This window comes from Citrobacter sp. S-77, from assembly GCF_963864895.1.
GTDB lineage: Bacteria > Pseudomonadota > Gammaproteobacteria > Enterobacterales > Enterobacteriaceae > Citrobacter > Citrobacter murliniae.
The window spans coordinates 394,120-419,653 of record NZ_CAWLWU010000002.1 but is presented as its reverse complement, the minus strand read 5'-3'; the positions used below and the strand labels follow the sequence as shown (position 1 = coordinate 419,653).

The following is a 25,534-nucleotide window of genomic DNA, read 5'->3' as shown; positions in this document are numbered from 1 at the left end:
TGAATCCCAGCGCATAAAAATGTTTTAAATCGGGTTTTAATAGGCAAAAAGGAGATGCCATGAGCCGTTCACAGAACTTACGCCACAATGTGATTAACCAGATAATCGATGATATGGCACGCGGTCATATCCCTTCCCCGCTGCCTTCGCAAAGCGCACTGGCGGAAATGTACAACATTAGTCGTACCACCGTACGCCACATGCTGAGCCATTTAGGCGAATGCGGCGTATTAACGCAGGTAGGAAGCCACTACGTTATCGTACGCAAACCCAACCATGAGGATGGTTTTTCGTGTACCACAGCCTCCATGACCGAGCAAAATCGAATTTTTGAGCAGGCATTTTTCACCATGATCAACCAGCGCCAATTGCGCGCAGGTGAAAGTTTTTCCGAGTTGCAGCTTGCCAGAGCCGCCGGCGTCAGCCCGGTAGTTGTACGGGAATATCTTTTAAAATTCGAACGTTACAATCTGATAAAGAATGAGAAGCGCGGTCAGTGGAGCATGAAGCAGTTCGATCAGGCCTACGCCGAACAACTGTTCGAATTGCGAGAAATGCTGGAAACACATTCCCTGCAACATTTCCTGAATCTGCCCGACGATGACCCGCGTTGGTTACAGGCAAAAACACTGCTTGAGCGCCATCGCATACTGCGCGACAGCATCGGCAGTAGCTTTCGTATGTTCTCGCAGTTAGATCGTGAGTTCCATGCTTTGCTGCTATCCGCCGCTGATAATATATTTTTTAATCAATCACTTGAAATTATCTCTGTGATTTTCCATTTCCACTATCAGTGGGATGAAAGCGACCTCAAGCAACGCAACATCATTGCCATTGATGAGCATATGACCATCCTCAGCGCGCTGATTTGCCGCAGCGACCTGGATGCTACCCTGGCACTCTGCAACCATTTGAATTCAGCCAAACAATCGATGATTCGCTCCATCAACCAAAGTAGCCACAACGCTCATTAAGAACAGATAAAAAACAGGAAATCATTACCGGGAGCACGATTCTATAAAAATAAAAACGCCAGAAAATACCTCTTGCCTATGCTCACGCTAAGTCGACTGCATTAAAAACTTTTGTGAGCGGTGATGAACAAATTGATTTGTCACTGGTATTTTTTCAATACTGCGCAACTGCACGTTGTGTAACAAATAATTTATTGAGGTTCAGGAGTCCGGCGTGGAAAAAAATAATATTACACTCGACCCAAGTTCTTCGTTTGACACGCCCTCATCTGCGGATATTAATGTTCCGCCTGAGGGCATGGTTCAACGCAGTAGTCGAATAAAACGTATTCAGACCACAGCAATGATTTTATTATTTTTTGCTGCGGTTATTAATTATCTCGACCGCAGTTCGTTGTCGGTAGCGAACTTAACTATTCGTGAAGAACTGGGACTCAGTGCAACGCAAATCGGCATCCTGTTGTCCGTGTTCTCTCTCGCTTATGGTATTGCGCAACTTCCCTGCGGCCCGCTGCTGGATCGTAAAGGTCCACGCATTATGTTGGGACTGGGTATGTTCTTCTGGTCGCTGTTTCAGGCGATGTCCGGCATGGTACACACCTTCACCCAGTTTGTACTGGTACGTATCGGGATGGGGATTGGCGAAGCGCCAATGAACCCATGCGGTGTGAAGGTAATCAACGACTGGTTTAACATCAAAGAGCGTGGCCGCCCGATGGGATTGTTCAACGCTGCCTCCACGATCGGTGTCGCCATTAGTCCGCCGATCTTGGCTGCGATGATGCTGGTCATGGGCTGGCGCTGGATGTTCATTACCATCGGTGTGCTGGGCATTTTCCTCGCCATTGGCTGGTATATGCTTTACCGCAACCGCGAACAAATTGAACTGAGCGCCACTGAACAAGCGTATCTGAATGCGGGGAGCGTCAATGCTCGTCGCGATCCACTGAGTTTTGCCGAATGGCGCAGCCTGTTCCGTAACCGCACTATGTGGGGCATGATGCTGGGCTTTAGCGGTATTAACTATACGGCATGGTTGTATCTGGCCTGGCTGCCGGGTTACCTGCAAACTTCTTATAACCTTGATTTAAAAAGCACCGGATTAATGGCGGCAATCCCATTCCTGTTTGGTGCAGCCGGGATGCTGATTAATGGCTTTGTCACCGACTGGCTGGTAAAAGGGGGTATGGCTCCCATTAAGAGCCGTAAGATTTGTATCATTGCCGGAATGTTCTGCTCGGCTGCATTCACCTTCGTAGTGCCGCAGGCAACAACGTCCATGGCTGCAGTTTTACTGATCGGGATGGCGCTGTTCTGCATCCACTTCGCCGGAACATCCTGCTGGGGACTAATCCACGTTGCGGTGGCTTCACGCATGACCGCCTCAGTGGGCAGCATCCAGAACTTTGCCAGCTTTATTTGTGCATCGTTCGCGCCGATCGTCACCGGATTTATTGTTGATACAACGAACTCTTTCCGTCTGGCGCTGATTATCTGCGGTTGCGTTACCATGGTAGGCGCGCTCGCTTACATCTTCCTGGTCCGCCAGCCAATTAGCGATCCACGTCAGGAGTAATTACCCCAATGATCCGGTAACAGCGCGTTACCGGATCGTAATCCCCCCCTGTTATACTTTCCCGCATGAATATACTTTTCCGTGATACCACCCTCGCTGATATCGCAACTCTGCCCGGCATTGAACGCTCAGCAGGTCAGCGTTTTCTACACATACCCTCGCTTGCGTGGATCGCAGGCGATCACATCATTTCGCTCGAGCAACATCGGCAATACGTCTTACAACAGATGAGCTGGCTGGCGCTTGCGGATAATCACCCCGTTGGATTTTTACTGACAGAAGCGCAAGAGTCCTCACTTTTCATTGCCGAAGTCTCTCTGCATCTGGAATGGCAGGGAAAGGGTATTGGCAGCGGATTGATTCACTATGTCGCGAACCAGGCGCGTGAGAAAGGTTATACATCGCTAACGCTGACTACCTTCCGCGATGTTCCATGGAATGCACCATTCTATGCCCGACTGGGGTTTGAGATGCTGGCCGACAATGCCCTTCCGGCGATGCTACGCCAGAAAAGAGAAGAGGAAGTGGCGCATGGTCAGGTGTATGAATCACGCTGCGCCATGCGCCTGAAGCTGAGTTAGCTGCCCGGTAACCGGAAAAGTGACATCCAGCTACTTTTAGTTAAAACGTTTCCCAGTTCTCACCGGCATCTGTTACCGCAGCTTTACGCGGTTGAGCGGTGGTTGATACCGGTTTTGCTGCAGCAACATCACGCGCACGCTGTTGATCGTGCTGGATACGGAATACAGCAACAGCCTGAGTCAGACGGCTGGCCTGTTCTTCCAGTGCGGCAGCGGCAGCAGCGGATTCTTCCACCAGCGAGGCGTTCTGTTGCGTCACGCGATCCATTTCAGCAACGGCCAGACCAACCTGGTCGATACCACGGCTCTGCTCGTCAGATGCAGAGGCGATCTCACCCATAATATCGGTCACACGGGTTACCGCATTCACGATCTCATCCATGGTTTCACCGGCGCTTTCAACCAGCGTTGAGCCGACATCCACACGGCTGACCGAGTCTTCAATCAGGCTCTTGATCTCGCGCGCGGCCTGAGCACTACGCTGTGCCAGGTTACGGACTTCACCTGCGACTACCGCAAACCCACGTCCCTGTTCACCCGCACGTGCCGCTTCTACCGCCGCGTTGAGGGCCAGGATGTTAGTCTGGAAGGCAATACCATCGATAACACTAATAATGTCGGCAATTTTCTGCGAACTGGAAGCGATGTCACGCATGGTTTGCACCACGTTATCCACCACTTTCCCGCCTTTTTGCGCGGTTTCTGAGGCACTCAGCGCCAGATGGCTGGCCTGGCGCGCGTTTTCCGCGTTCTGCTTCACAGTCGCCGTCAACTCTTCCATGCTGGCCGCGGTTTCTTCCAGAGAGGCCGCCTGCTGCTCAGTACGTGAAGAGAGATCGTTATTGCCCATCGCAATCTCGCTGGCACCGCTGTAAATGGCGTTGGCGCCGTTACGCACATCGCCGACGGTGCTCATCAACTCACCCTGCATGTGACGCAAACTTTCTGCCAGTTGACCAATCTCGTTGGAACCTTCCACATCAATACGTTTCACCAAATCGCCGCTGGCAATATGACGAATGCTATCGATCAGTCGGTTCATCGGGGCAATAAGCGAAAGCTTAATACCAAACCAGACAGCGATAATTGCTGCCAGTACGGTAATCAATACACATACCAGCACCCACAGCGCCTGGCTGTAGGAACTGTTGTTGTCCTCAACCGCGATGTCATACAGGCGATCGTTCTGCTGCATGTAGCTCATATACTGCTTCTCAAAACCATCCTGATAGCTTTGAGTCGGTTGATCAAAGAACGCATTGATCTTCCCATCACCCAGCAACTGGATCAGCTCCGCCAGCGCACCGTGGTAGATATCATACGTGCGGTTGATCTCCTGGAAAGCGGCTTCGCTTTGACGCGGATCGCGTGGGAGCGATTCATAAATCGCCCAGTTTTTTTCCGTCAGTTTCAGCGCGGTGCTGGCTACCTGCATCAGTTCTGCAACGGTCGCACCGCTGCCGATATTGCTCTGATCCATCATGTAGCGAATGCCTGCCCGGTTAAGGGTATTTCGCGTTTGCAGCAATTCAACCCAGGTCGCATTCAGCGCAGACTGCTGCTGGCGAATAGTTTGCAGAACGGTAAAGTTCTCTTTGTCATTCTTTAATGAGTTAAAGAACAAACCCCCTGAGGCAAGCTGTAAAAGGCCAAACAGCGCCAGTACCAGCAATAGGCTGGTAACAATCTTCATTCGTTTTAACATGTTTTCTCTTTCCGCTAGACAGATGTCAGAATTTTCGGCCTGGAAAGCGAAAACTTTACGAATATCGTTCAAAAAGCAGATGTTCTGGCGACATCTGGCGCAGAAAAAAGCAGTAAATACCACTCGTATACATAACGCAAACTAGCGCCATGACTCCTTTCCCCACCTTTTAAGAGGGCTTTTCATTGCCGTAAGCTTCGGCTACCAATAGTGGGTCTGTTTTATCATCGGCTATAACAAGGAAGTCCTTCTGTGAAAAATAATTATCTCGACTTACTTTCTAACGCGTTTCCCTTCATGGTATTGGGACTCCTTTTAGGGGCGATGACCCCGGTCGTGCCAAAGCTATTTATTCCGGAGATTTCAGATATTTTACTGGAGAATGTCGCGCCCAAAAGCATCATGTTCCTGATAATTTTGAATGCGTTACTCACCGTCATTTTACTGAGATTCAGTGGCAGGTTTGATCCGGACAAAAAATTAGCTGCTTTTTTCTATGAAAAATTTTCATTTAAATTCAATGAACTAGGGAAATCCATCACGGCGGCCACTGTTGGCACACTGATCGGTCTCACGCTGGCAATGCTGCCCTATGGCGAATTTCGCATGGCTGGAATCGGTATTTATTTTTCGGCGATGCTGCTCGTGATATGGAGGGTATTCGACTTCCTTAACCACCTGAGTAGAAACGAAGTCGATAAAGCAGAGAAGTACATATTTTATACCGTTGTTATTCTCATAACCCTCTATTACCTCTACCTCATTGCAAAACCAGTCTGACTACTGTCGACAGTTCATAATCGCCTCATGAAATTATGTGATGAAAATCACATAATTTCATACTGTTACGCCGAATGAAAACCGCTCACTGACACTTGGGACCGCTTAAGCTGACATACAACCACTCACTTATTTACCTTACTTTACGCGCGTAATTCTCTGGCAAGATCCTCTGCAGCATAGCAGTCAATTTACCTCCTCAAACACAAGATCAAACCCAAGCGGCTTCGGCCAATTATTAATCTAATACCAGGTTTTACTATGGATACGAAAAAGATATTCAAGCACATACCCTGGGTGATTCTCGGAATCATCGGTGCTTTCTGCCTCTCGGTAGTGGCCTTACGTCGGGGTGAACACATCAGCGCCCTGTGGATTGTGGTCGCCTCTGTCTCTGTTTATCTGGTGGCTTATCGCTACTACAGCCTGTACATCGCCCAGAAGGTGATGAAACTTGACCCGACGCGTGCCACGCCGGCGGTCATCAACAATGACGGTCTGAACTACGTACCGACCAACCGTAACGTATTATTCGGTCACCACTTTGCCGCTATCGCCGGTGCAGGTCCGCTGGTTGGGCCGGTACTGGCCGCACAGATGGGCTATCTGCCTGGTACGCTGTGGCTGCTGGCCGGCGTTGTGCTGGCGGGTGCTGTGCAGGACTTCATGGTACTGTTTATCTCTTCCCGCCGTAACGGTGCGTCTCTTGGTGAGATGATCAAAGAAGAGATGGGCCCGGTACCGGGAACTATTGCGCTGTTCGGCTGCTTCTTAATCATGATCATCATCCTCGCGGTACTGGCGCTGATCGTGGTGAAAGCACTGGCTGAGAGCCCGTGGGGTGTATTCACCGTCTGCTCAACCGTACCAATCGCGTTGTTCATGGGTATCTACATGCGCTTCCTGCGACCAGGACGTGTGGGTGAAGTGTCGGTGATTGGTATTGTGCTGCTGGTTGCCTCCATCTACTTCGGCGGCGTGATTGCCCACGACCCGTACTGGGGCCCGGCACTGACCTTTAAAGACACCACCATTACCTTTACGCTTATTGGCTACGCGTTTATCTCTGCGCTGCTGCCGGTATGGCTGATCCTCGCTCCGCGTGACTATCTGGCTACCTTCCTGAAAATCGGCGTTATCGTCGGTCTGGCTGTGGGGATTGTTATCCTCAACCCGGAACTGAAAATGCCGGCGATGACACAGTACGTTGATGGTACGGGTCCGCTGTGGAAAGGTGCTCTGTTCCCATTCCTGTTTATCACCATCGCCTGTGGTGCGGTATCTGGCTTCCACGCGCTGATCGCCTCTGGTACCACGCCGAAACTGCTGGCCTGTGAAACCGACGCGCGTTTCATTGGTTATGGCGCAATGCTGATGGAATCCTTCGTTGCGATTATGGCGCTGGTTGCAGCATCCATCATCGAACCGGGTCTCTACTTTGCAATGAACACCCCGCCTGCGGGCCTTGGCATCACCATGCCGAACCTGCATGAAATGGGTGGCGAGAACGCGCCGTTGATTATGGCGCAACTGAAAGACGTTACCGCACACGCCGCGGCAACCGTTAGCTCCTGGGGTTTCGTGATTTCGCCTGAGCAAATCCTGCAAACCGCGAAAGACATCGGCGAACCGTCCGTTCTGAACCGCGCAGGTGGCGCACCAACGCTGGCTGTTGGTATCGCTCACGTGTTCCATAAAGTACTGCCGATGGCTGACATGGGCTTCTGGTACCACTTCGGTATTCTGTTTGAAGCACTGTTCATCCTGACCGCACTGGATGCTGGTACCCGTTCTGGCCGCTTCATGCTGCAGGATTTACTGGGTAACTTCGTACCGTTCCTGAAGAAAACTGACTCTCTGGTTGCGGGTATTGTCGGTACTGCGGGCTGTGTAGGTCTGTGGGGCTACCTGCTGTATCAGGGCGTGGTTGATCCGCTGGGCGGCGTTAAGAGCCTGTGGCCGCTGTTCGGTATCTCTAACCAGATGCTGGCAGCCGTAGCACTGGTTCTGGGCACCGTGGTTCTGGTTAAAATGCAGCGTACCAAATACATCTGGGTTACTGTTATCCCGGCAGTATGGCTGCTTATCTGCACCACCTGGGCGCTGGGTCTGAAACTGTTCAGCACCAACCCGCAGATGGAAGGCTTCTTCTTCATGGCAAATCAGTACAAAGAGAAGATTGCCAACGGCGGTGAGCTGACAGCACAGCAGATTGCCAACATGAACCATATCGTCATCAACAACTACACCAACGCCGGCCTGAGTATTCTGTTCCTGGTGGTGGTGTACAGCATCATTTTCTACGGGTTCCGTACCTGGCAGAAAGCCCGCGCCATCAACGGTCGCTCTGATAAAGAGACGCCGTATGTACCGGTGCCGGAAGGCGGCGTGAAGACCTCTTCACACCACTAAGATGTATTCAGCCCCGCTCCGGCGGGGCTTTTCGCTTATCAGGATTGTTTATGTTTGGTACTTTAGGTCAGGCAAAAAAATATCTCGGTCAGGCGGCGAAGATGTTGATTGGTATTCCGGACTACGACAACTACGTCGAGCACATGAAGACCAACCATCCCGATAAGCCGTACATGACCTACGAAGAATTCTTCCGCGAGCGCCAGGAAGCCCGCTACGGTAGCGGCGGAAGCAGTTGCTGTTAGAAGGAGAAATGAATGACCCCGATTGCAGTTACCCTACTCACCGGTTTTCTTGGCGCAGGTAAAACGACCCTGCTTCGCCATATTCTCAACGAGCAGCACGGTTACAAAATTGCCGTCATCGAAAACGAATTCGGCGAAGTCTCGGTGGACGATCAACTGATTGGCGACCGCGCCACGCAGATCAAAACCCTGACCAACGGCTGTATCTGCTGCACCCGTTCGAGCGAGCTGGAAGACGCATTGTTAGACCTGCTCGATAATCTCGACAAAGGCGCCATCAATTTTGACCGTCTGGTGATTGAGTGCACCGGCATGGCCGATCCCGGCCCGATTATTCAGACCTTTTTCTCCCATGAAGTGATTTGCGAACGCTACCTGCTGGACGGCGTGATTGCGTTGGTTGATGCGGTACATGCCGACGAACAAATGAATCAGTTCACCATCGCCCAGTCGCAAGTAGGTTATGCAGATCGCATTCTGCTGACTAAAACTGACGTCGCTGGCAACAGTGAAAAATTGCGCGAGCGCCTGGCGCGCATCAATGCACGCGCACCGGTATATACCGTGACTCACGGCGATATAGACCTCGCGCAACTGTTCGACACCAATGGTTTTATGCTGGAAGAGAACATCGTCAGTGCCAAACCGCGCTTCCACTTTATCGCCGACAAGCAAAACGATATATCCTCGATCGTCGTCGAGCTGGATTACCCGGTGAACATCAGCGACGTTTCCCGGGTGATGGAAAACCTGCTGCTGGAATCCGCCGAGAAGCTGTTGCGCTACAAAGGGATGTTATGGATTGACGGCGAACCCAACCGCCTGCTGTTCCAGGGTGTACAACGCCTGTACAGCGCCGACTGGGACCGCCCATGGGGCGACGAACAACCACACAGCACACTGGTGTTTATTGGCATTAACCTGCCGGAAGACGAGATCAGAGCAGCGTTTGCGGGGTTGAAGAAGTAACTCCCTGCTGATTTGCCCGGTGGCGCTACGCTTGCCGGGCCTACAAATAGCACTTTCCCGTAGGCCGGATAAGGCGCAGCCGCCATCCGGCACTCACTCCCCACTCACTCGGTAATCACAAACCGTGTCGCGGCAAAGCAGTTCAGGATCCTGTGAACCAGAAATACCATCGTCAGCGTTGCCACCAGCGCGACGGTGACGGAGGTGATGCGGTACAGATCGCTGAATACCAGGTCCTGATCCGGGTGCAGATTCTGGCCAAACATAATGCCGATGGTGGTGATACTGGCAAAACCCACGCCTGCGCCGACTTTTTCCATTACGTGCAGGCGGGCGCTGAACGCCAGCCCGAGGCCAATCAGCGGCATCATCAACACCATATGGTTGCTGAAATCATAGATAAGCAGCTGCACCAGCAGAATATACAGGCAGGCCAGCACTACACCGACCACGCGCCAGAGAGAACTGATCACCGCGCCGCGGTAGTGCATCGGAAACAGGATCAAAATGCCCGCCATCAGTGCCGACAGCGAATCACTCAAATCACAGATCTGGAAGATGACAAAAATCATCGTCGCCACCGTACCGGAAAGCAGCGACTCATGGCGGACCCGGGCAGCATCTTTCTCAATGCGCGGCGGTGGCTGGCGCGCCTCCACATCCGGGATCAGATAATTCAGCAGCGCGCTCAGCGCCACCGCCATTACGCAGGCCTCCATATTGGAGAACATCAGCGTATGCCAGTTGGTGGTGGGATAGCTCATAAAGTTGAGCATCGTGCTCTGACACACCACGCCCATCGAGCCGAGCAGAAACAGCGGCCCTTTGCTCATAAAGCGAAAACGCATCACGTACAAGCCGAACACCACTAGCGTCATAATCAGCGGCCACTGTGAGAGATAGCCGACGATTAGCACCATTTCAACACAGTTCACCGCTGCGCTGAACACGAACTGTTTTGCCACATGGCGGTTGAACACCGGCACCAGCGACAACAGCATCAGCGGATAAACCACAAAAAACACGCCGTACTGCACGTTGTAGAAGGTCGATATACTCAGCGCTATCGTCCCGGCAACGGAAATACGCAGGGTCTGGCGAAAATCATTGGCGGTGTAGACAATATTCCCGTGCGGTGTAAAGACGTGGGCCAGAGTGTTAATAGACATAATGCAGCCAGCTAACGAGGTGGATCTGCGCCCCGGCAAAGGTGCGGGCGAACATCCCCTCGCTGTTATACAGCTGTACCGTGGCGCGCGCCCCGGTCGGTAACGGCGTGTCGAGCGGTTCGTTCAGCGCTACGTGAATGCGCATACGCTGGGCATCGCGCACCCAACGGGTAGACTGTTCCGGTTGCGACAACTGGCCGTTAACCTGCTCCTGACCCGCCAGAATACCGGCATCATTGCTGGTGACACGGGCAGAGAAAACCTTGCCCGGCATAGCGTCGAACACCACGGCGGCATCGGTATCTACCCGAGTGTGGCGCAGGCTTTTCTCGCGAAAATCAGCCACGATATCAGTCTGATGGCTGACCAGCGCCAGCAGCGGCGTGGCGGCGGTCGCGTAAAGTCCGGGGCTAAGCTGAAGATTGCTCACCGTGCCGTTGGTCTGTGCATACACTTTGCTCCAGCCGAGGTTCAGTTGCGCCTCTTCCAGCGCGTTACTGTATTTTTGCAACGTCACGTTACGCTTATCATCGCGCTCACCGCGCTGAATCAGCAGGTTCTGAATACTGGCATTAAGTGCCGCCACCGACTGCTCGCTGGTTTGCCAGGCGGTGCGCACCTTGTCGAGATCGGATTGCGACACGTTCTGCATGGCACTCAGGCGCTGATAGCGGTCAAAGGTGGTCTTATCGTTGCGGGCGTTGAATTGCGCGGTGCGCAGGTTGGCACGGGCAGAGGAGATCTGCGCATCCAGCTGTTGGTTGCTCAGCTTCGCCTGCTCAAGGGCGATTTGCGCGGCCTCGACCTTATTGAAAAACGGCGTCGGATCCAGTTCGTACAGCAAATCGCCCTTCTTCACCTGGCTATTATTGTGTACATGCACCTGCGAGACGTATCCGGATACGCGTGAGGAAATGGGCGTTACCACGCGCATCACCGTGGAGTCCGGCGTCAACGGGATCCAGATATCGGCAACGATAAACCAGGCGAATACTACCAGGAAAGCGGCAATACTCACCCTTACCCAACGGGCAAATTTTTGTTCTGGGGTCATCATAGTTTTTTAGTGTTGATTGTCTTCTTCGCGGATTGTCCGCAAATTGCAGGCGAGTTGATTTAAGGTCGTGCTGAAAGAGGCAAGCTCCGCTTCAGGAATGGTGCAGGTGACGCGATGTTGGTATGTCTCAATCACCCGGTTAAGTTCTTCAAGCCTTAAGCGGCCTTGCTCGGTCAGCGTTAGCAGGCGGATGCGTTTGTCATAAGGCGATGTGGAACGCAGCAGATACCCCTGCTTTTCCAGCTGCGAGAGGGTGCGCATCAGCGGCGGCAGTTCAATGCCCTGCACCTCCGCCAGTTCGCTGACTGAAACATTGTCACCCAACTGATGCAGTTGCATCAGCACCGTCCAGCTTGATTGCGTCAGGCCAGTATCGGTGATGGCAGCATCAATAATGGCCCGCCACTGGCGCACCACCATTGCCATGCGCATCCCCATCGGTCGGCAGGCAAACAGTTCATCTTCAGTCATCTTACTTTCCTCTCATCGCTGATAAGAAAATAATACTTATCAGGGTAAGTATCAAGAAACGGACCAACCAGAAGCATGAATTGATAAATATCGTGAATATAAAAAAGGCCAGGGCGATAACCACCGGCCTTTGTCATCGGAAGAAAAATCATTCCACCTGATCGCGTCGCAGCCCGACATCCCGCAGCCGCTCGTCGCTCATCTGCTGCAATATACGCCGCGTTTGCGCCCGCAGATGCCAGCGTTTTATCGCCTGCCAGATCTGCACCAAACCAATAAACGGCTGTTTTGCTTTATTCTCGTGAAATTCCATACTTTGCCTCCCCGCCTTGCCAGAGGCTTATCTTCGCGGATTTACCGCCAGACAATACAGATTCAAAAAGTACTTTTATTTAACATACAGATTGATTAAAACAGTATCTGCATACGGTTTTTTCCATCGTTCTGTATTGGTTTATCCATCTGTATGGCAACAATGAGGGATACAGCATGACCCGTTACCAACATCTGGCCACACTACTGGCCGAACGCATTGAGCAGGGGCTGTATCGCCATGGTGAAAAACTGCCGTCGGTGCGCAGCCTGAGCCAGGAACACGGGGTGAGTATCAGTACCGTCCAGCAGGCGTATCAGATGCTGGAACAGCGGCAGTTGATCACCCCGCAGCCGCGTTCCGGTTACTTTGTCGCGACGCAAAAAGCGCAGCCGCCCGTACCACTGATGTCGCGCCCGGTCCAGCGTCCGGTGGAGATAACCCAGTGGGATCAGGTGCTGGACATGTTGGCAGGTCATGCAGACAAATCGATAATTCCTTTCAGTAGCGGCGTCCCCGATATCAATCAACCCAGCCTGAAACCACTCTGGCGCGAATTAAGCCGCGTAGTGCAGCACAATTTAGGAGCGGTGCTGGGCTACGACGAACTGGCTGGATGCCGCGAACTGCGTAATCAGATTGCCCGTCTGATGCTGGACGGCGGCTCGGTCGTCAATGCAGATGACATTATCATCACCAACGGTAGCCAGAGCGGAATGTCGCTGGCGCTACTGACGGTCTGCCAGCCAGGAGATATCGTCGCTGTAGAATCGCCCGCCTACTACGGTACGATGCAACTACTGCGCGGTTTAGGGATTAAGGTTATTGAAATCCCGACCGATCCGGATACCGGCATCAGTGTTGAGGCGTTGGAACTGGCGCTGGATCAGTGGCCCATTAAAGGGGTGATTCTGGTCCCTAATTGCAATAATCCGCTCGGGTTTATTATGCCGGATGCGCGTAAGCGGGCGGTCCTCGCCCTCGCTCAACGCCACGATATTGTTATTTTTGAAGACGATGTGTATGGCGAGCTGGCAACAGAATACCCGCGCCCGCGCACCATCCACTCCTGGGATATCGACGGTCGGGTACTGTTGTGCAGTTCGTTTACCAAATCCGTAGCGCCGGGCCTGCGCGTGGGTTGGGTTGTTCCTGGCCGATACCATGACAAACTTCTGCATAAAAAATACGCCGTTATCGGCACCAACGTTCCTGCCACGCAGTTGGCAGCGGCAACCTTTGTGCGCGACGGCCACTATCATCGCCATGTCCGGCGTATGCGCCAGATCTATCAGCGTAATATGGAGATCTACACCTGCTGGGTACGGGAATATTTCCCCTGTGGGATCTGCGTCACCCGCCCCAAAGGCGGCTTTATGCTGTGGGTCGAGTTACCGCTGCAGGTCGATATGGTCTGTGTCGCCAAACAACTCTGTCGGCTGAAAATACAGGTCGCACCGGGATCGCTGTTCTCTGCCTCAGGGAAGTATCGCAACTGTGTACGCATTAACTGCGCGTTACCGCCAAACGAGAAGCATCGGGAAGTGATGCAGAAGCTCGGCGAAGCGGTAAAGGTGGCGATAGAATAAATTGAATGCCCGGTAGCGTAAGTTCACCAGGCTGGAGAGTACGCCATTCCCGTAATACCTAATGGCTCAGGTTATAAAGTTCATCAGTGGGAAGCCGGGTAATTTTTTGTACCGTACTGATCTCAATACCGTCTGCCAGCATGGTGCGAGCAATACGCCGTGCTTCAGCGCGTTGACGTTCGATAAGCCCTTCTTGTAGCCCTTCCTCTCGACCTTCCAGCCTGCCTTTTTGTAATCCTGCTTCATGCAGCCTTTCTGCGATCGTCATCAAATTCTCCTTATGTTGCGGTGAACGTTCGGCAATCTCACGGATAAACTCATTGAAGCGAGGTGCATCGCCGGTGCACAAAATATAATTAAACAGTGTCTTAATCTGGCTGTCATTAGTGGACCCGGTAACGAGCAGAGAAACAATTTGTTCAACCAATCCCATAAGATCGCGCTGACGGATATGTTTCTGGATTAGCTCAAGCAATGCCATACGTCGATGCTGCACAATTTCATCGTCAGGGATAACCGTAATATCTACCAGCGGAAACGCTGCAGCATACAGCTGGCGTGCCAGCCCTGGGTTAGCAAACTCATCCAGCCAGCACAGCGACCAGGGATACGGGCTTTTGGCACCGTGATAAAACAGCATCGGCACCACCAAAGGCAGTTGCTTATGTCCGGCATCTAAATGTTTCTGCATGGCTGCTATCGCATAGCGCATCAACCTGAACGCCATATGCGCATCCGGTGCGCTCTGGTGTTCAATCACCACATAAATATATCCATCCCCTTCCGTCGTTTTCACGGACCACAACACATCGGAATAATACGCACGTAAATCCTCTTCAATAAAACTGTCAGACTCGAGATTCAGCGTCTGAAGATCGCAAATTTCACGAAGCGAAGCAGGAAGATGAATCTGCAGAAAATCCCGCGCGGTCTCAGGGTGACGTAAAAACGTCTTAAAAACTGCATCATGCGGTGTGGAGGCTGGCGCTTTATTCATAGCAATCCGTCACCTGAAAGTAAGATGTCGTGACTGTAGCGCCGGTAAACCACGCCCTCACCTCCTACTTTTTACCTTTGCGAGGCATTTTCAGAGATAAATTCGTCTCTCTGCAACGTTCGCATTTCTCTGGAATGCATTACGTAAAAGCACCATGTCGATACACAACACCACTTTTTCACCATGCGGCCTGTGCTATAACAAACCATCAGTTTCATGGAGGACACGATGTGACGCATACCCGCGATATTCCACAGTCATTCTGGCGTGATGAACAGCTTCCGTGGCTGGAGCTGCGCAGCACCTGGTGCAGTCAGCAGGCCTATAAGCGTCACCACCATCCCCAGCTTTCGATTGGGGCGATTCTTGAAGGAGAGACATGCTGCATATGTGATGGCAAGGAATACCGCCTGAGCGTAGGCGATCTCATCGTGATCCCGCCTCTGGTGCCTCACAGCTGCAACCCTGTCAGCGGGCAGTTTCGCAGTTACCATATGCTCTATCTTGATGCGCAGTGGTGTCGCTCTCATCTTTCAGCATTGAACTGTAACCCGCAATTTTACTCGCCCACACCCGTGATCCATGACCCACCGTTATTTCAGTGCTATGTGCATCTTGTGGCGTTAATGCGCCAACAGCGGACGGCGCAAATAACCGATGCAGCAGTTGTGCTGCTGCGTTCACTGCCGTTGCTGTCGAGAAAACCAACTAACCTAAGCGTCACCAGTCAGTATCTGCGTGAGCGGTTGCAGTCCAGCCTGTTGGCGCCGCCCTCGCTGGATGAGCTGGCCAATGAATGCAGCATGCGTAAAGAAACGCTGATCCGTACTTTCAAACAAGATACCGGGCTGACGCCGGGAAGTTACCTGAATATTGTGCGGATTAACTATGCCCGCGGGCGGTTGCGCGCCGGGGATGATATTGCCGATGTCAGCTACCAGAGCGGGTTTGCCGACCAGAGCCATTTCCATCGCACCTTTGTTCGTTACACCGCAGCCACGCCGCGTCAGTACGCGTTGGGACGATCAATATCAGACAATAATTAACGTTATGTCAGGCGTAGGGTGATCGCAGATTCACATTCTGAGGTCACTATGGAACGGCTTTCTGCACTCTTCCCCTCCGCTTTTCCCGCACTGGCGCTGGCGCATTTTATGGCGTTGCTCAGTCCCGGGCCGGATTTCTTTTTACTGATCGCCTACGCTGTACGTTATCGGCTGCGTGGTAGCGCCGGGCTGTGCGTGGGCATCGCCATCGGCAATGGGTTGTATATCCTGCTGGCAATTATCGGCTGGGGGATCCTGCGACAGATCCCTCTGCTGTTTACAGCCATTGAATTACTGGGTGCGCTCTATTTATTGTGGATTGGTAGCCTGCTAATCCGCAGTCGTCCGCAAATCGTGGCTGGAGCAGATGCCCGCCTCAATCGCCCTGGATTTGGCAAACAACTGCTGCTGGGACTGGGTTCATCACTGCTCAACCCCAAAAATGCGCTGTTCTATCTGGCGCTGATGACCGCCCTGCTCGGCCCGTCGGTGACGTTGCTACAACAAACCGTTAGCGGTATCTGGATGACGAGCGTAGTGCTGGTCTGGGATCTATTGATCGTGATGTTCATCGGTTTGCCGCAGATCCAGAAACGGTTAACCAGAGGGATCCTGTGGATCGAGCGCATCGCTGGAGGCGTGTTGATCATCTTCGGCAGCGCGATCGCACTGCGGTTTTTACACAGCCTCACGCTCAGTTAAGCATGGTGATTTTCTTCAGATTAACCCTATAAACTCGTTTAATTATCATCCAATTCGCATTACACTGCGGTTTGACTATTTTCCGTTCAACTTAATTCTCTTCCCGAGGTGTGATGTGCTGATTGTTACCTGTAATCGTTACGCTTTCTGACCTCATCAGAGATGCGTATGTCCTGTTTGTGCTTCGCGCAGACAGCGTTTTTGATTACATGAAATTCAGTACATCTGCAGTCTGTTTTTTCTGTCACCAGCCTGACGTCTCAAAAGACGGTATTGAATTTCGCTATTCCCGTTGAGGGTATTCTCCCGACAAGGAGCTGTTTTTATGCAACGGATTTTCGCGTTTTTCGCCCAACGCGCCACAACGCTATTCTTCCCCATCGCGCTGATTTTATATGACTTCGCCGCCTATTTGTCGACGGACCTGATCCAGCCCGGCATCATTAATGTAGTACGGGATTTTAACGCCGATGTCAGCCTGGCACCGGCTGCGGTCAGTCTGTATCTGGCGGGAGGTATGGCGCTGCAGTGGCTGTTAGGTCCGCTTTCCGACCGAATTGGCCGCCGACCGGTACTGATTGCAGGAGCATTAATCTTTACTCTTGCCTGTGCGGCCACGTTGTTCACCACCTCAATGACGCAATTTCTGATCGCGCGTTTTATTCAGGGCACCAGCATCTGCTTTATCGCCACGGTAGGTTATGTCACGGTGCAGGAGGCATTTGGTCAAACTAAGGCCATTAAACTGATGGCGATAATCACCTCCATTGTGCTGGTTGCGCCGGTTATCGGCCCACTCTCCGGGGCGGCGCTGATGCACTTTGTACACTGGAAGATCCTGTTTGCCATTATCGCCGCTATGGGGCTTATCGCCCTGATTGGGTTAGCGTTAGCGATGCCGGAAACTGTCCAGCGCGGCTCGGTGCCGTTCAGTGCGCGCAGCGTACTGCGTGATTTCCGCGACGTTTTTCGCAACCGGGTGTTCCTCTTTGGCGCAGCCACACTTTCGCTGAGTTATATCCCGATGATGAGCTGGGTAGCGGTTTCGCCAGTGATCCTGATTGATGCCGGCGGCATGACCACATCGCAGTTTGCCTGGGCGCAGGCTCCGGTATTTGGTGCCGTGATCGTCGCCAATATGGTGGTCGTGCGTTTTGTGAAGGATCCAACGAAGCCGCGCTTTATCTGGCGTGCTGCGCCCATTCAACTGAGCGGACTGGCGGTACTGATTGGCGGTAATTTGCTGTGGCCGCATGTGTGGCTGTGGTCGGTGCTGGGGACCAGCCTGTATGCATTTGGCATCGGGATGATCTTCCCAACGCTATTCCGTTTTACGTTGTTTTCTAACAACTTGCCGAAGGGTACGGTCTCCGCGTCGCTAAACATGGTGATCCTGACAGTGATGGCAGTTTCGGTCGAAGTCGGACGCTGGCTGTGGTTTAACGGCGGCAGGCTTTCGTTTCACCTGTTGGCGGTCGTGGCGGGTATTGCCGTGGTGTTCACGCTGGCCGGATTATTGAAGCGAGTGCGTCAGCATGAGGCAACAGCGTTAGTCACCGAAAACTAAACTTCTATAAGCTGCCCCCGGTACCTGAACACTAATATTCGTGTTTGCAGGTCGGGGGCAAGCCATAACAAGCCATAAATAGTGCATCTACTTTTGATCATCTGGCTAAATGTAACGGGACTTCAGCATCCGGTTCATGCGTGATCCGATTTCTCAGGTCACGGCGAATCATTTCAATCACCCAAAACCAAAAAATGTGCCCCACTATTTCAGAAACATATTCATCGAATGGTAGTTGGGACAACGGTGGTGAAAGATGAAATGCCGGGATGAAGATACCATGAACAGCCACTGTCACGATCAACCCCGCTAATACACCTTGCCAAAGTTTTACTTTCGGAAAAATTTCAGCAGCGACACAGTAACCCACGGCAAAGACTAAGGAAAAAATGATGTGCGTTACCATCACCGGATTAATCACGTGTTCTGAAAAAGTGTAAACCGTCTGCGTCGGATCAATCCCCAGATAGTCTCTCAGGAAAAGATACGGCGGATTAAATTCATTACGTCCCAAAGAAAACGTTCTGGGAGGAAGTGGGACTTCAGCCCCCCACTTAACAAATGCAGAGAGAATCCCGGAAACGATACCAACCAGTAACGCGACACCATAATGACGACGTTCCGGCGCTGTTCTTATAAAAAAATCATTAAGATTCATAATATAACCATCCCTTACGTAAAATAATAACATTGAGGATCCTGATCAATGCTACCCGTATGAGATGATGAAAATTGTGACAAAGATTAATTTTGACAAAAAATGATCTAATTTGATTTTAAATGATGTATTTTGATTGGTATTGTCGACCACAACTTCTATGCAACCCCGCAAAACAAGCACTTTATCCGGCCTGTGTAGCCACAGCAGGCCGGATAAGCGTCTGCATTTATCACTTTACGTTACGCGATTCGTGCAAACCCCGCTTCCAGATCAGCAATCAGATCGCCAACATCTTCCAGGCCGATATGCACTCTGACCAGCGTTCCGCTGAAATCGACATCCCCGGCTGGGCGAATGCTGTTCAGCTCTTCCGGCTGGTTGGCCAGAATGAGTGATTCGAATCCTCCCCACGAATAGGCCATATGGAACAAAGAAAAATTATCGAGAAAATTAGCCATCTGTTCGTCGGTCAGTCTCTTTTTCAGGACAAACGAGAACAGGCCTGAGCTACCGGCAAAATCACGCTGAAAATACTCATGACCGGGGCATTCCGGTAACGCCGGATGATTCACCCGCGCCACTTCAGGTCTCGCCGACAGCCAACGCGCAATATGGATGCTGCTCTCCTGGTGCTGTTTAAGACGTACAGCCAGCGTACGTAATCCGCGGCTACCGTTGTAAGCCGTATCGGCATCCAGCGTTTGCCCCATCAGATAGGAGTTCTCACGCAGACGATCCCAACAGCGGGCGTTCGACACCGCCGTCCCCAGCATGCCGTCCGAATGGCCAATGGTGTACTTCGTGCCAGCCTGAATGGAAATATCCACGCCGAAGTCCAGCGCTTTAAACAGCACTCCCGCCGCCCAGGTGTTGTCGATCATGATGACGATCTCTGGGTTCACCGCGCGGATCGCCTTCACCATCCCCGGCACGTCCTGCACTTCCATGGTGATCGAGCTGGGGGATTCCAGGAACACCACCTTCGTTTCCGGACGCAGAAGATCGACAATGCCAGCGCCAATTAGCGGATCGTAATAAGTGGTTTCCACATTGAATTTACTCAGGATCTTATTACAGAAATCCTGAGTGGGTTCATAGGCCGCTCCGGTCATCAGGATATGATCGCCGCTTTGGACAAACGCCAGGATCGCATTGGTGACCGCCGCCGCACCGCACGGGTACAGCGCACAACCCGCACCGCCTTCCAGGTCGCTCATCGCCTTCTGGAATGCGAAGTGTGTGTAAGTTCCGCGACGACCGTAGAACAGTTCGCCATTCGCACGATTGGCGGTGGCAAATTTTTTGTCCTTCACGGTATCGAACACCAGCGAAGAGGCGCGCTGGATCACCGGATTCACCGCTCCCTGGGTGTAACGTTTGTCGCGACCAGCAACGACCAGTTGCGTTTCAAGCTTGATTGCGTCTTTCATAACTTCTCCTGTTCTAAATCCGTGTGAAAACCTATACCACCGCAGCAGTAGAGTTAATTTCAGTATTGGTCTGCTTTTTTCCAGCGAACCGCTCAACAATCTGTGCCGCATTCAAATCATGGATCACGTTAATCAGCGTGGCCGGAGCATCGGTAATCGTGCCCAGCACCACCAGCATCGGGATGGCTTCCATCGGCAAGCCCAGCGTCGTCACGATAAAAATCTCGCCTAAAAACGCCCCACCTGGTACACCGCCGACAATAATGGCGGAGAGAACGGCAATCAGCATCGTCAGGAAGAATGTCTCAGTGGTGAACTCCATGCCCAGCACCGAATAGATAAAGACGATTTTCAGTGCGGCAATCATCGCCACGCCGCCTTTATTCAGGTTGACCAGTAGCGGAATAGAGACATCAACGATTTCCGGGTTAATTCCCATCGCCTTACCCGCACGCAGCGTCACAGGGAGAGTGCCCAGTGAAGAACACGTCCCTAACGCCGTGGCTGACGGTTCAATCGCATTACGCCAGAAGGCTTTAACCGCCGGAATACCGCCGCCAATATACGAATAGAGAATAGAACCCAAAACGAAGTAGACCAGCGTGGCAACCATAAACAGACCAATGGCGCGGGCAAAGGTTAACAGTAGACCAGAGTCCTGGCTGGCCATCGTGGCGGCGAAATAGCAGCCAAGACCAATCGGCGCCACTTTCATAATGATGGAAACGATCTTCATGATGACGGTGTTGGCATCTTCCAGCAGCGACGCAATACGCTTACCCGCCTGTTCAGATTGTCCTATCGCCACTCCGGCGATAATCGCCATCACGATCAGCGCCAGAATATTGGACTTAGAGAACAGCCCGATAAAGTCACTGGTGGTGATCATACTGACAAAATCCATCTTGCCGCTGCCCGCCTGTACAGACTGCGAAAGATCGATAGTGACGCCCTGCGCCGGGTTATACCATAGCGCCAGCGCCACAATTCCAGCAGCCGGAATAAAGGCCATTGCGATCGAGACAATAAAGATAATCGCCATAATACGTCCCAGCCTTTTCAGGTCGGTCATACTGGCGATGGAGGACATGACGCTGATACCCACCAGCGGCACAATAATCATAAATAACAGGTTTAAAAATATCTGACCTATTGGTTGGAGTTTACTTGCAAACGTCGGGGCATAAATACCTAATAAGCCACCAATAACCAGAGCAATTAATAAAATAATCGACGATTTGTAGGGTTCGAGTCGTGACCACATAATGGGTACCTTTAAAATTATAAAATATTAAATGAGATTAAATTCACATTTTGATGAGTTTTCGCTCCGCCTCCTTATATTTGTGATGCAACTCACTTAAGTTGTTATTTTTTCATTTTGCCAGCAAGTTGTTTCCTGTGATTCAATAGTTGCATGTTTAAAACGCGAATGTAACGGCCTATTCGTACCGTTTATGCAAATCACTTGTGAATTTAAGGAAATAATGAGTACGCCGATTTCACTCAAGCATCTGGAGTTTTTTGTCAAAATCGTCGACTGCGGAGGATTATCTGAAGCCGCCGCGCAACTCAACGTATCGCCTTCAGCGGTAAGTAAAAGCCTGACTGCCATGGAGGACACGCTGGGTACGACATTAATTAAACGTACCACCCGCAGTATTACTCTGACCGATGCAGGGCAATATTTATTTAACCGCGCGAATAAGTTATTGAAAGAGTTTGATGAAACGCTGAACACGACCTCCGGCTATTACCACAGTCCGCAGGGTGAATTACGTATAACCTGTTCGATCGCTTTTGGTTATTCACGACTGGTAAACCTGGTGGATAAATATCGCTCCCAGTTCCCGGATGTGAATCTGTATATCGATCTCAACGATAACTTCGTCAATCTGAACGAAACAGATTTCGACATCGCCCTGCGCATCTCCACAGCACCGCCACAAAACTATGCGATGCGCAAGCTGGTGCCTATCCGCTGGGCGTACTGCGCATCACCCGGCTACCTTGCCAAAAAAGGTATGCCCCAGCACCGTAGCGATCTGGTGAATCATGATTGTCTGGTTTACCCCGGCCTCACGCCGGTGCTAAAAGTGGCAGATGAACAGGATCGTCTGCATCAGTTGAAGCTGCACATGCCAATCCAGGCCAACAGCAGCCTGGTATTGCTGAAATCGGTATTAGAAGATCAAGGGGTGGCGTATTTACCCACCTATCTGATTGGCGATCATATTCAAAAAGAAGAGATAACGCCGCTGATGCTCGATGGCACCATCACCTGCGAAACCCACGCCCTTTACGCGCTCTATTTTCCCAGCAAGTACAGTAATCCGAAGGTGCGATCGTTTATCGACTTTCTGGTAACGGAACTCGGTCCATTACCCGCATGGGACAACTGGATCCCTGGGTAAAATCTCCACCTAAAAATGGGAGGTACGCCACATTTTTTGCGCGATCCCAGCGTCTGGCTCTATCCTTAAGCCTATGAATAAAATTACTGAACTCAAACGCGCCAAGCGACTGGCGCTCTCTCTGCTGCTGATCGCTGCTGCGACGTTCGTCATCACCCTGTTTCTGCCGCCAAACTTCTGGGTACTCGGAATCAAGGCGATAGCCGAAGCGGCGATGGTTGGCGCACTGGCGGACTGGTTCGCCGTGGTGGCACTTTTTCGTCGGGTACCGATTCCATTTATCTCGCAACACACGGCGATCATCCCGCGTAACAAAGACAGAATCGGCGAGAACCTCGGTCAGTTCGTGCAGGAAAAATTCCTCGATACCCAGTCGCTGGTGGCGTTGATCCGCCGCCATGAGCCGGCCTTGCTGATTGGTAACTGGTTCAGCCAGCCGGAAAACGCCCAGCGCATTGGTCAGCACCTGCTGCAAATTATGAGTGGTTTTCTCGAACTGACCGACGACTCCCGCATCCAGCGGCTGATCAAGCGCGCGGTGCACAAGGCTATCGACAAGGTTGATCTTTCCGGTACCAGTGCGCTAATGCTGGAAAGCATGACCAAAAACAATCGCCACCAGGAGCTGCTCGACACGCTGATTACGCAGTTGATCACCCTGCTACAGCGCGACAGCTCACGGGCGTTTATTGCGCAGCAGATCGTGCGCTGGCTGGAGACAGAACACCCGCTAAAAGCGAAACTCCTGCCGACCGAATGGCTGGGCGAGCACAGCGCCGAGCTGGTGTCTGATGCGGTCAACTCCCTGCTGGATGACATCAGCCACGATCGGACGCATCAGATCCGCCATGCCTTCGATCGCGCCACGTTTAAACTGATTGATAAGCTCAAACACGATCCGGAGATGGCTGTCCGGGCGGAAAGTCTCAAAAGCTATCTGAAAGAGGATGAAGCCTTTAACCGTTATCTCGGCGAGTTGTGGGCGGATCTGCGCCAGTGGGTGAAAACCGACATTAACGCCGACGATTCCCGCGTGAAACAACGTATCGCCAGTGCCGGGCAGTGGTTCGGTGAAACGCTGGTTGCCGACAGCGCCTTGCGCGCTTCGCTGAATGGGCATCTTGAGCAAGCCGCGCGTAAGATCGCACCGGAGTTCGCTACCTTCCTGACACGCCATATCAGCGACACGGTAAAAAGCTGGGATGCGCGTGATATGTCACAGCAAATCGAGCTGAACATCGGCAAAGATTTGCAGTTTATTCGCGTCAACGGCACGCTGGTTGGCGGTTCTATAGGACTGGTGTTATATCTGTTGTCGCAAATTCCTTCCCTGCTGACACTGCCGAATTTTTAAGGAGAAAAAATGGCTGAAATCACTCTGGCCCCGGCGGATCGTGATCGTCTGCGTAGCGAGCTTGAAACGTACTGTAGCGACCACTTTGATCTTGAGCTTGAACAATTCGACGCCGAGTTCTTTATTGATTTTATTATCGAAAAACTGGGATCTGCTTTCTACAACGCGGGAATTGAAGAGGCGATCCGCACCCATATTGCCTGGAGCGAACGGATCCAGGAAGAAATGGATCTGAAGAAAATTCTATGACCGCATACTGTAGATGGACAAATGTATACATCGCGAGGGAGATCAATAAATACACAATAACTATAAGGTTATAATGCGGCGTCTTTTCACTGTCTCCCGTGTTACGGGGAAGGAAAACCATGTCGCTTATCACTGATTTACCCGCCATTTTCAACCAATTCTCCGACGCTCGTCAGAAAGGCTTCCTTACCGTAATGGATCTTAAAGAGCAGGGAATTCCGCTCGTTGGGACCTATTGCACCTTTATGCCGCAAGAGATCGCGATGGCTGCTGGCGCTGTTGTCGTTTCGCTGTGTTCCACCTCTGACGAAACCATTGAAGAAGCTGAAAAGGACCTCCCGCGTAACCTCTGTCCGTTGATCAAAAGCAGCTACGGCTTTGGTAAAACCGACAAATGCCCCTACTTCTACTTTTCTGACCTGGTGGTGGGCGAAACCACCTGCGACGGCAAGAAGAAGATGTACGAGTACATGGCCGAATTTAAAGCGGTACATGTGATGCAACTGCCCAACAGCGCCAACGATGCGGCCTCTCGTGCGCTATGGAAAGCTGAGATCCTGCGTCTGCAACAAGGTATCGAAGCCCGTTTTGGTACCCCTATTACCGAAGCTGCGCTACGTGAAGCCATTATGCTCAAAAACAGAGAACGTCGCGCGCTGGCGAATTTCTACCGCGTTGGCCAACTCAACCCGCCTGCGCTCAGCGGCAGTGACATCCTGAAAGTGGTGTACGGCGCGACCTTCCGTTTTGATAAAGAGGCGCTTATCGACGAGCTGAACAGCATGGCCGAGCGCGTACGTCAGGAATGGCAGGACGGCAAACGCCTGGAATCACGGCCCCGCATTCTGATCACCGGTTGTCCTATTGGCGGTGCGGCAGAAAAAGTGGTCCGCGCCATTGAAGATAACGGCGGCTGGGTGGTGGGCTATGAAAACTGCACCGGTGCTAAAGCCACAGAACAGTGCGTGGAAGAAACCGGCGACGTCTATGATGCGCTGACCGATAAATATCTCGCTATTGGTTGCTCCTGTATCTCACCTAACGATCAGCGTCTGAAAATGCTCAGCCAGATGGTCGAAGAGTATCAAGCCGACGGCGTTGTCGATGTTATCCTACAAGCCTGTCATACCTATGCCGTTGAATCACTTGCGATTAAACGCCACGTTCGCCAGCAACACAATATTCCTTATATCGCCATTGAAACTGACTACTCCAGCGCAGATATCGGCCAGCTGAGCACCCGCGTCGCCGCGTTTATTGAAATGCTGTGAGG

General features: G+C 51.9%; 24 protein-coding genes. 15 read left to right on the top strand and 9 right to left on the bottom strand.

Features of this window, described 5'->3' with window-relative positions:
• Positions 1 to 59: 59 nt before the first annotated feature.
• The 3 genes from AACS05_RS02665 to AACS05_RS02655 all read left to right on the top strand — a co-directional run bounded on the left by AACS05_RS02665 (position 60) and on the right by AACS05_RS02655 (position 3,131).
• Positions 60 to 974, top strand: coding sequence for a GntR family transcriptional regulator (locus tag AACS05_RS02665; protein ID WP_045439416.1), 915 nt, complete (start codon positions 60 to 62; stop codon positions 972 to 974).
• 214 nt (positions 975 to 1,188) lie between these two features.
• Positions 1,189 to 2,550 carry an MFS transporter gene (locus tag AACS05_RS02660; protein WP_045439413.1) on the top strand — a complete coding sequence of 454 codons (1,362 nt, stop codon included), beginning with the start codon at positions 1,189 to 1,191 and terminating at the stop codon, positions 2,548 to 2,550.
• Positions 2,551 to 2,615: 65 nt separating this feature from the next.
• Positions 2,616 to 3,131, top strand: a complete 516-nt coding sequence (locus AACS05_RS02655) for a GNAT family N-acetyltransferase (protein WP_045439410.1) — start codon at positions 2,616 to 2,618, stop codon at positions 3,129 to 3,131.
• A 40-nt stretch (positions 3,132 to 3,171) separates the two neighbouring features.
• On the opposite strand, the gene tsr is transcribed toward AACS05_RS02655, so the two are convergent.
• Positions 3,172 to 4,836 (bottom strand): methyl-accepting chemotaxis protein, encoded by a 1,665-nt coding sequence (gene tsr / locus AACS05_RS02650; RefSeq protein ID WP_045449429.1) that lies wholly within the window; start codon positions 4,834 to 4,836, stop codon positions 3,172 to 3,174.
• 252 nt (positions 4,837 to 5,088) lie between these two features.
• Between tsr and AACS05_RS02645 the strand changes: the two genes are divergently transcribed.
• From AACS05_RS02645 to yjiA, 4 genes are all read left to right on the top strand, one after another.
• The gene (locus AACS05_RS02645) at positions 5,089 to 5,616 is read left to right on the top strand and encodes a hypothetical protein (RefSeq protein WP_045439407.1); all 528 of its coding nucleotides are present in this window, start codon (positions 5,089 to 5,091) and stop codon (positions 5,614 to 5,616) included.
• 261 nt (positions 5,617 to 5,877) lie between these two features.
• On the top strand, positions 5,878 to 8,028 hold the full coding sequence (btsT, locus tag AACS05_RS02640; protein WP_045439404.1) for a pyruvate/proton symporter BtsT: 2,151 nt from the start codon (positions 5,878 to 5,880) through the stop codon (positions 8,026 to 8,028).
• 50 nt (positions 8,029 to 8,078) lie between these two features.
• Positions 8,079 to 8,273: a YbdD/YjiX family protein gene (locus tag AACS05_RS02635; protein WP_003830038.1), complete on the top strand. Its 195-nt coding sequence runs from the start codon at positions 8,079 to 8,081 to the stop codon at positions 8,271 to 8,273.
• Between the two features lie 12 nt (positions 8,274 to 8,285).
• Positions 8,286 to 9,242, top strand: coding sequence for a GTPase (gene yjiA / locus AACS05_RS02630; RefSeq protein WP_045439401.1), 957 nt, complete (start codon positions 8,286 to 8,288; stop codon positions 9,240 to 9,242).
• Positions 9,243 to 9,346: 104 nt separating this feature from the next.
• On the opposite strand, the gene AACS05_RS02625 is transcribed toward yjiA, so the two are convergent.
• From AACS05_RS02625 to AACS05_RS02610, 4 genes are all read right to left on the bottom strand, one after another.
• A complete protein-coding gene (locus AACS05_RS02625) occupies positions 9,347 to 10,411 on the bottom strand; it encodes a DUF2955 domain-containing protein (protein ID WP_045439399.1) in 1,065 nt (354 codons plus the stop codon).
• Positions 10,401 to 11,468, bottom strand: coding sequence for an HlyD family secretion protein (locus AACS05_RS02620; protein ID WP_045439397.1), 1,068 nt, complete (start codon positions 11,466 to 11,468; stop codon positions 10,401 to 10,403). The genes AACS05_RS02625 and AACS05_RS02620 overlap by 11 nt, the downstream gene beginning before the upstream one ends.
• A gap of 6 nt (positions 11,469 to 11,474) precedes the next feature.
• Positions 11,475 to 11,939, bottom strand: a complete 465-nt coding sequence (locus AACS05_RS02615; protein WP_045439395.1) for a MarR family winged helix-turn-helix transcriptional regulator — start codon at positions 11,937 to 11,939, stop codon at positions 11,475 to 11,477.
• 148 nt (positions 11,940 to 12,087) lie between these two features.
• Positions 12,088 to 12,252: a DUF1127 domain-containing protein gene (locus AACS05_RS02610; protein WP_071828888.1), complete on the bottom strand. Its 165-nt coding sequence runs from the start codon at positions 12,250 to 12,252 to the stop codon at positions 12,088 to 12,090.
• A gap of 176 nt (positions 12,253 to 12,428) precedes the next feature.
• Here AACS05_RS02610 and AACS05_RS02605 point away from each other — a divergent pair, with 176 nt between their 5' ends.
• A complete protein-coding gene (locus AACS05_RS02605) occupies positions 12,429 to 13,841 on the top strand; it encodes an aminotransferase-like domain-containing protein (RefSeq protein ID WP_045439393.1) in 1,413 nt (470 codons plus the stop codon).
• A 58-nt stretch (positions 13,842 to 13,899) separates the two neighbouring features.
• Here the strand turns inward: AACS05_RS02605 and AACS05_RS02600 are convergent, their stop codons facing one another.
• Positions 13,900 to 14,838: an Rpn family recombination-promoting nuclease/putative transposase gene (locus AACS05_RS02600; RefSeq protein WP_045439390.1), complete on the bottom strand. Its 939-nt coding sequence runs from the start codon at positions 14,836 to 14,838 to the stop codon at positions 13,900 to 13,902.
• Positions 14,839 to 15,068: 230 nt separating this feature from the next.
• On the opposite strand from AACS05_RS02600, the gene AACS05_RS02595 reads away from it, so the two are divergent.
• From AACS05_RS02595 to mdtM, 3 genes are all read left to right on the top strand, one after another.
• Entirely contained in the window at positions 15,069 to 15,884 is an 816-nt protein-coding gene (locus AACS05_RS02595) for a helix-turn-helix transcriptional regulator (protein ID WP_045439387.1), read from the top strand.
• Between the two features lie 48 nt (positions 15,885 to 15,932).
• Entirely contained in the window at positions 15,933 to 16,586 is a 654-nt protein-coding gene (locus tag AACS05_RS02590) for a LysE family translocator (protein ID WP_045439384.1), read from the top strand.
• A 325-nt stretch (positions 16,587 to 16,911) separates the two neighbouring features.
• Complete coding sequence (mdtM, locus tag AACS05_RS02585; RefSeq protein ID WP_045439381.1) at positions 16,912 to 18,153, top strand: multidrug efflux MFS transporter MdtM; 1,242 nt, start codon at positions 16,912 to 16,914, stop codon at positions 18,151 to 18,153.
• A 97-nt stretch (positions 18,154 to 18,250) separates the two neighbouring features.
• Here the strand turns inward: mdtM and AACS05_RS02580 are convergent, their stop codons facing one another.
• From AACS05_RS02580 to AACS05_RS02570, 3 genes are all read right to left on the bottom strand, one after another.
• On the bottom strand, positions 18,251 to 18,811 hold the full coding sequence (locus tag AACS05_RS02580) for a YagU family protein (RefSeq protein ID WP_045449427.1): 561 nt from the start codon (positions 18,809 to 18,811) through the stop codon (positions 18,251 to 18,253).
• Between the two features lie 242 nt (positions 18,812 to 19,053).
• Positions 19,054 to 20,244, bottom strand: a complete 1,191-nt coding sequence (gene metC / locus AACS05_RS02575) for a cystathionine beta-lyase (protein WP_045439378.1) — start codon at positions 20,242 to 20,244, stop codon at positions 19,054 to 19,056.
• 31 nt (positions 20,245 to 20,275) lie between these two features.
• Positions 20,276 to 21,508: a dicarboxylate/amino acid:cation symporter gene (locus AACS05_RS02570; protein ID WP_045439370.1), complete on the bottom strand. Its 1,233-nt coding sequence runs from the start codon at positions 21,506 to 21,508 to the stop codon at positions 20,276 to 20,278.
• Between the two features lie 223 nt (positions 21,509 to 21,731).
• Between AACS05_RS02570 and AACS05_RS02565 the strand changes: the two genes are divergently transcribed.
• The 4 genes from AACS05_RS02565 to AACS05_RS02550 all read left to right on the top strand — a co-directional run bounded on the left by AACS05_RS02565 (position 21,732) and on the right by AACS05_RS02550 (position 25,532).
• On the top strand, positions 21,732 to 22,658 hold the full coding sequence (locus tag AACS05_RS02565; RefSeq protein ID WP_045439367.1) for a LysR family transcriptional regulator: 927 nt from the start codon (positions 21,732 to 21,734) through the stop codon (positions 22,656 to 22,658).
• 73 nt (positions 22,659 to 22,731) lie between these two features.
• On the top strand, positions 22,732 to 24,012 hold the full coding sequence (locus AACS05_RS02560) for a DUF445 domain-containing protein (RefSeq protein ID WP_045439364.1): 1,281 nt from the start codon (positions 22,732 to 22,734) through the stop codon (positions 24,010 to 24,012).
• Positions 24,013 to 24,021: 9 nt separating this feature from the next.
• Positions 24,022 to 24,261: a DUF2164 domain-containing protein gene (locus tag AACS05_RS02555; protein WP_045439361.1), complete on the top strand. Its 240-nt coding sequence runs from the start codon at positions 24,022 to 24,024 to the stop codon at positions 24,259 to 24,261.
• A 119-nt stretch (positions 24,262 to 24,380) separates the two neighbouring features.
• Positions 24,381 to 25,532: a double-cubane-cluster-containing anaerobic reductase gene (locus tag AACS05_RS02550; RefSeq protein WP_045439359.1), complete on the top strand. Its 1,152-nt coding sequence runs from the start codon at positions 24,381 to 24,383 to the stop codon at positions 25,530 to 25,532.
• Positions 25,533 to 25,534 lie beyond the last annotated feature (2 nt).

Bases quoted from the DNA above. Each gene is read 5' to 3' on its own strand.
- metC (WP_045439378.1), bottom strand. From the start codon at position 20,244: ATGAAAGACGCAATCAAGCTTGAAACGCAACTGGTCGTTGCTGGTCGC.
- btsT (WP_045439404.1), top strand. From the start codon at position 5,878: ATGGATACGAAAAAGATATTCAAGCACATACCCTGGGTGATTCTCGGA.
- AACS05_RS02565 (WP_045439367.1), top strand. From the start codon at position 21,732: ATGAGTACGCCGATTTCACTCAAGCATCTGGAGTTTTTTGTCAAAATC.
- AACS05_RS02610 (WP_071828888.1), bottom strand. From the start codon at position 12,252: ATGGAATTTCACGAGAATAAAGCAAAACAGCCGTTTATTGGTTTGGTG.
- AACS05_RS02665 (WP_045439416.1), top strand. From the start codon at position 60: ATGAGCCGTTCACAGAACTTACGCCACAATGTGATTAACCAGATAATC.
- AACS05_RS02590 (WP_045439384.1), top strand. From the start codon at position 15,933: ATGGAACGGCTTTCTGCACTCTTCCCCTCCGCTTTTCCCGCACTGGCG.
- AACS05_RS02560 (WP_045439364.1), top strand. From the start codon at position 22,732: ATGAATAAAATTACTGAACTCAAACGCGCCAAGCGACTGGCGCTCTCT.
- AACS05_RS02550 (WP_045439359.1), top strand. From the start codon at position 24,381: ATGTCGCTTATCACTGATTTACCCGCCATTTTCAACCAATTCTCCGAC.
- AACS05_RS02605 (WP_045439393.1), top strand. From the start codon at position 12,429: ATGACCCGTTACCAACATCTGGCCACACTACTGGCCGAACGCATTGAG.
- mdtM (WP_045439381.1), top strand. From the start codon at position 16,912: ATGCAACGGATTTTCGCGTTTTTCGCCCAACGCGCCACAACGCTATTC.
- AACS05_RS02600 (WP_045439390.1), bottom strand. From the start codon at position 14,838: ATGAATAAAGCGCCAGCCTCCACACCGCATGATGCAGTTTTTAAGACG.
- AACS05_RS02570 (WP_045439370.1), bottom strand. From the start codon at position 21,508: ATGTGGTCACGACTCGAACCCTACAAATCGTCGATTATTTTATTAATT.
- AACS05_RS02655 (WP_045439410.1), top strand. From the start codon at position 2,616: ATGAATATACTTTTCCGTGATACCACCCTCGCTGATATCGCAACTCTG.
- AACS05_RS02625 (WP_045439399.1), bottom strand. From the start codon at position 10,411: ATGTCTATTAACACTCTGGCCCACGTCTTTACACCGCACGGGAATATT.
- AACS05_RS02635 (WP_003830038.1), top strand. From the start codon at position 8,079: ATGTTTGGTACTTTAGGTCAGGCAAAAAAATATCTCGGTCAGGCGGCG.
- AACS05_RS02580 (WP_045449427.1), bottom strand. From the start codon at position 18,811: ATGAATCTTAATGATTTTTTTATAAGAACAGCGCCGGAACGTCGTCAT.
- AACS05_RS02620 (WP_045439397.1), bottom strand. From the start codon at position 11,468: ATGATGACCCCAGAACAAAAATTTGCCCGTTGGGTAAGGGTGAGTATT.
- tsr (WP_045449429.1), bottom strand. From the start codon at position 4,836: ATGTTAAAACGAATGAAGATTGTTACCAGCCTATTGCTGGTACTGGCG.
- AACS05_RS02615 (WP_045439395.1), bottom strand. From the start codon at position 11,939: ATGACTGAAGATGAACTGTTTGCCTGCCGACCGATGGGGATGCGCATG.
- yjiA (WP_045439401.1), top strand. From the start codon at position 8,286: ATGACCCCGATTGCAGTTACCCTACTCACCGGTTTTCTTGGCGCAGGT.
- AACS05_RS02555 (WP_045439361.1), top strand. From the start codon at position 24,022: ATGGCTGAAATCACTCTGGCCCCGGCGGATCGTGATCGTCTGCGTAGC.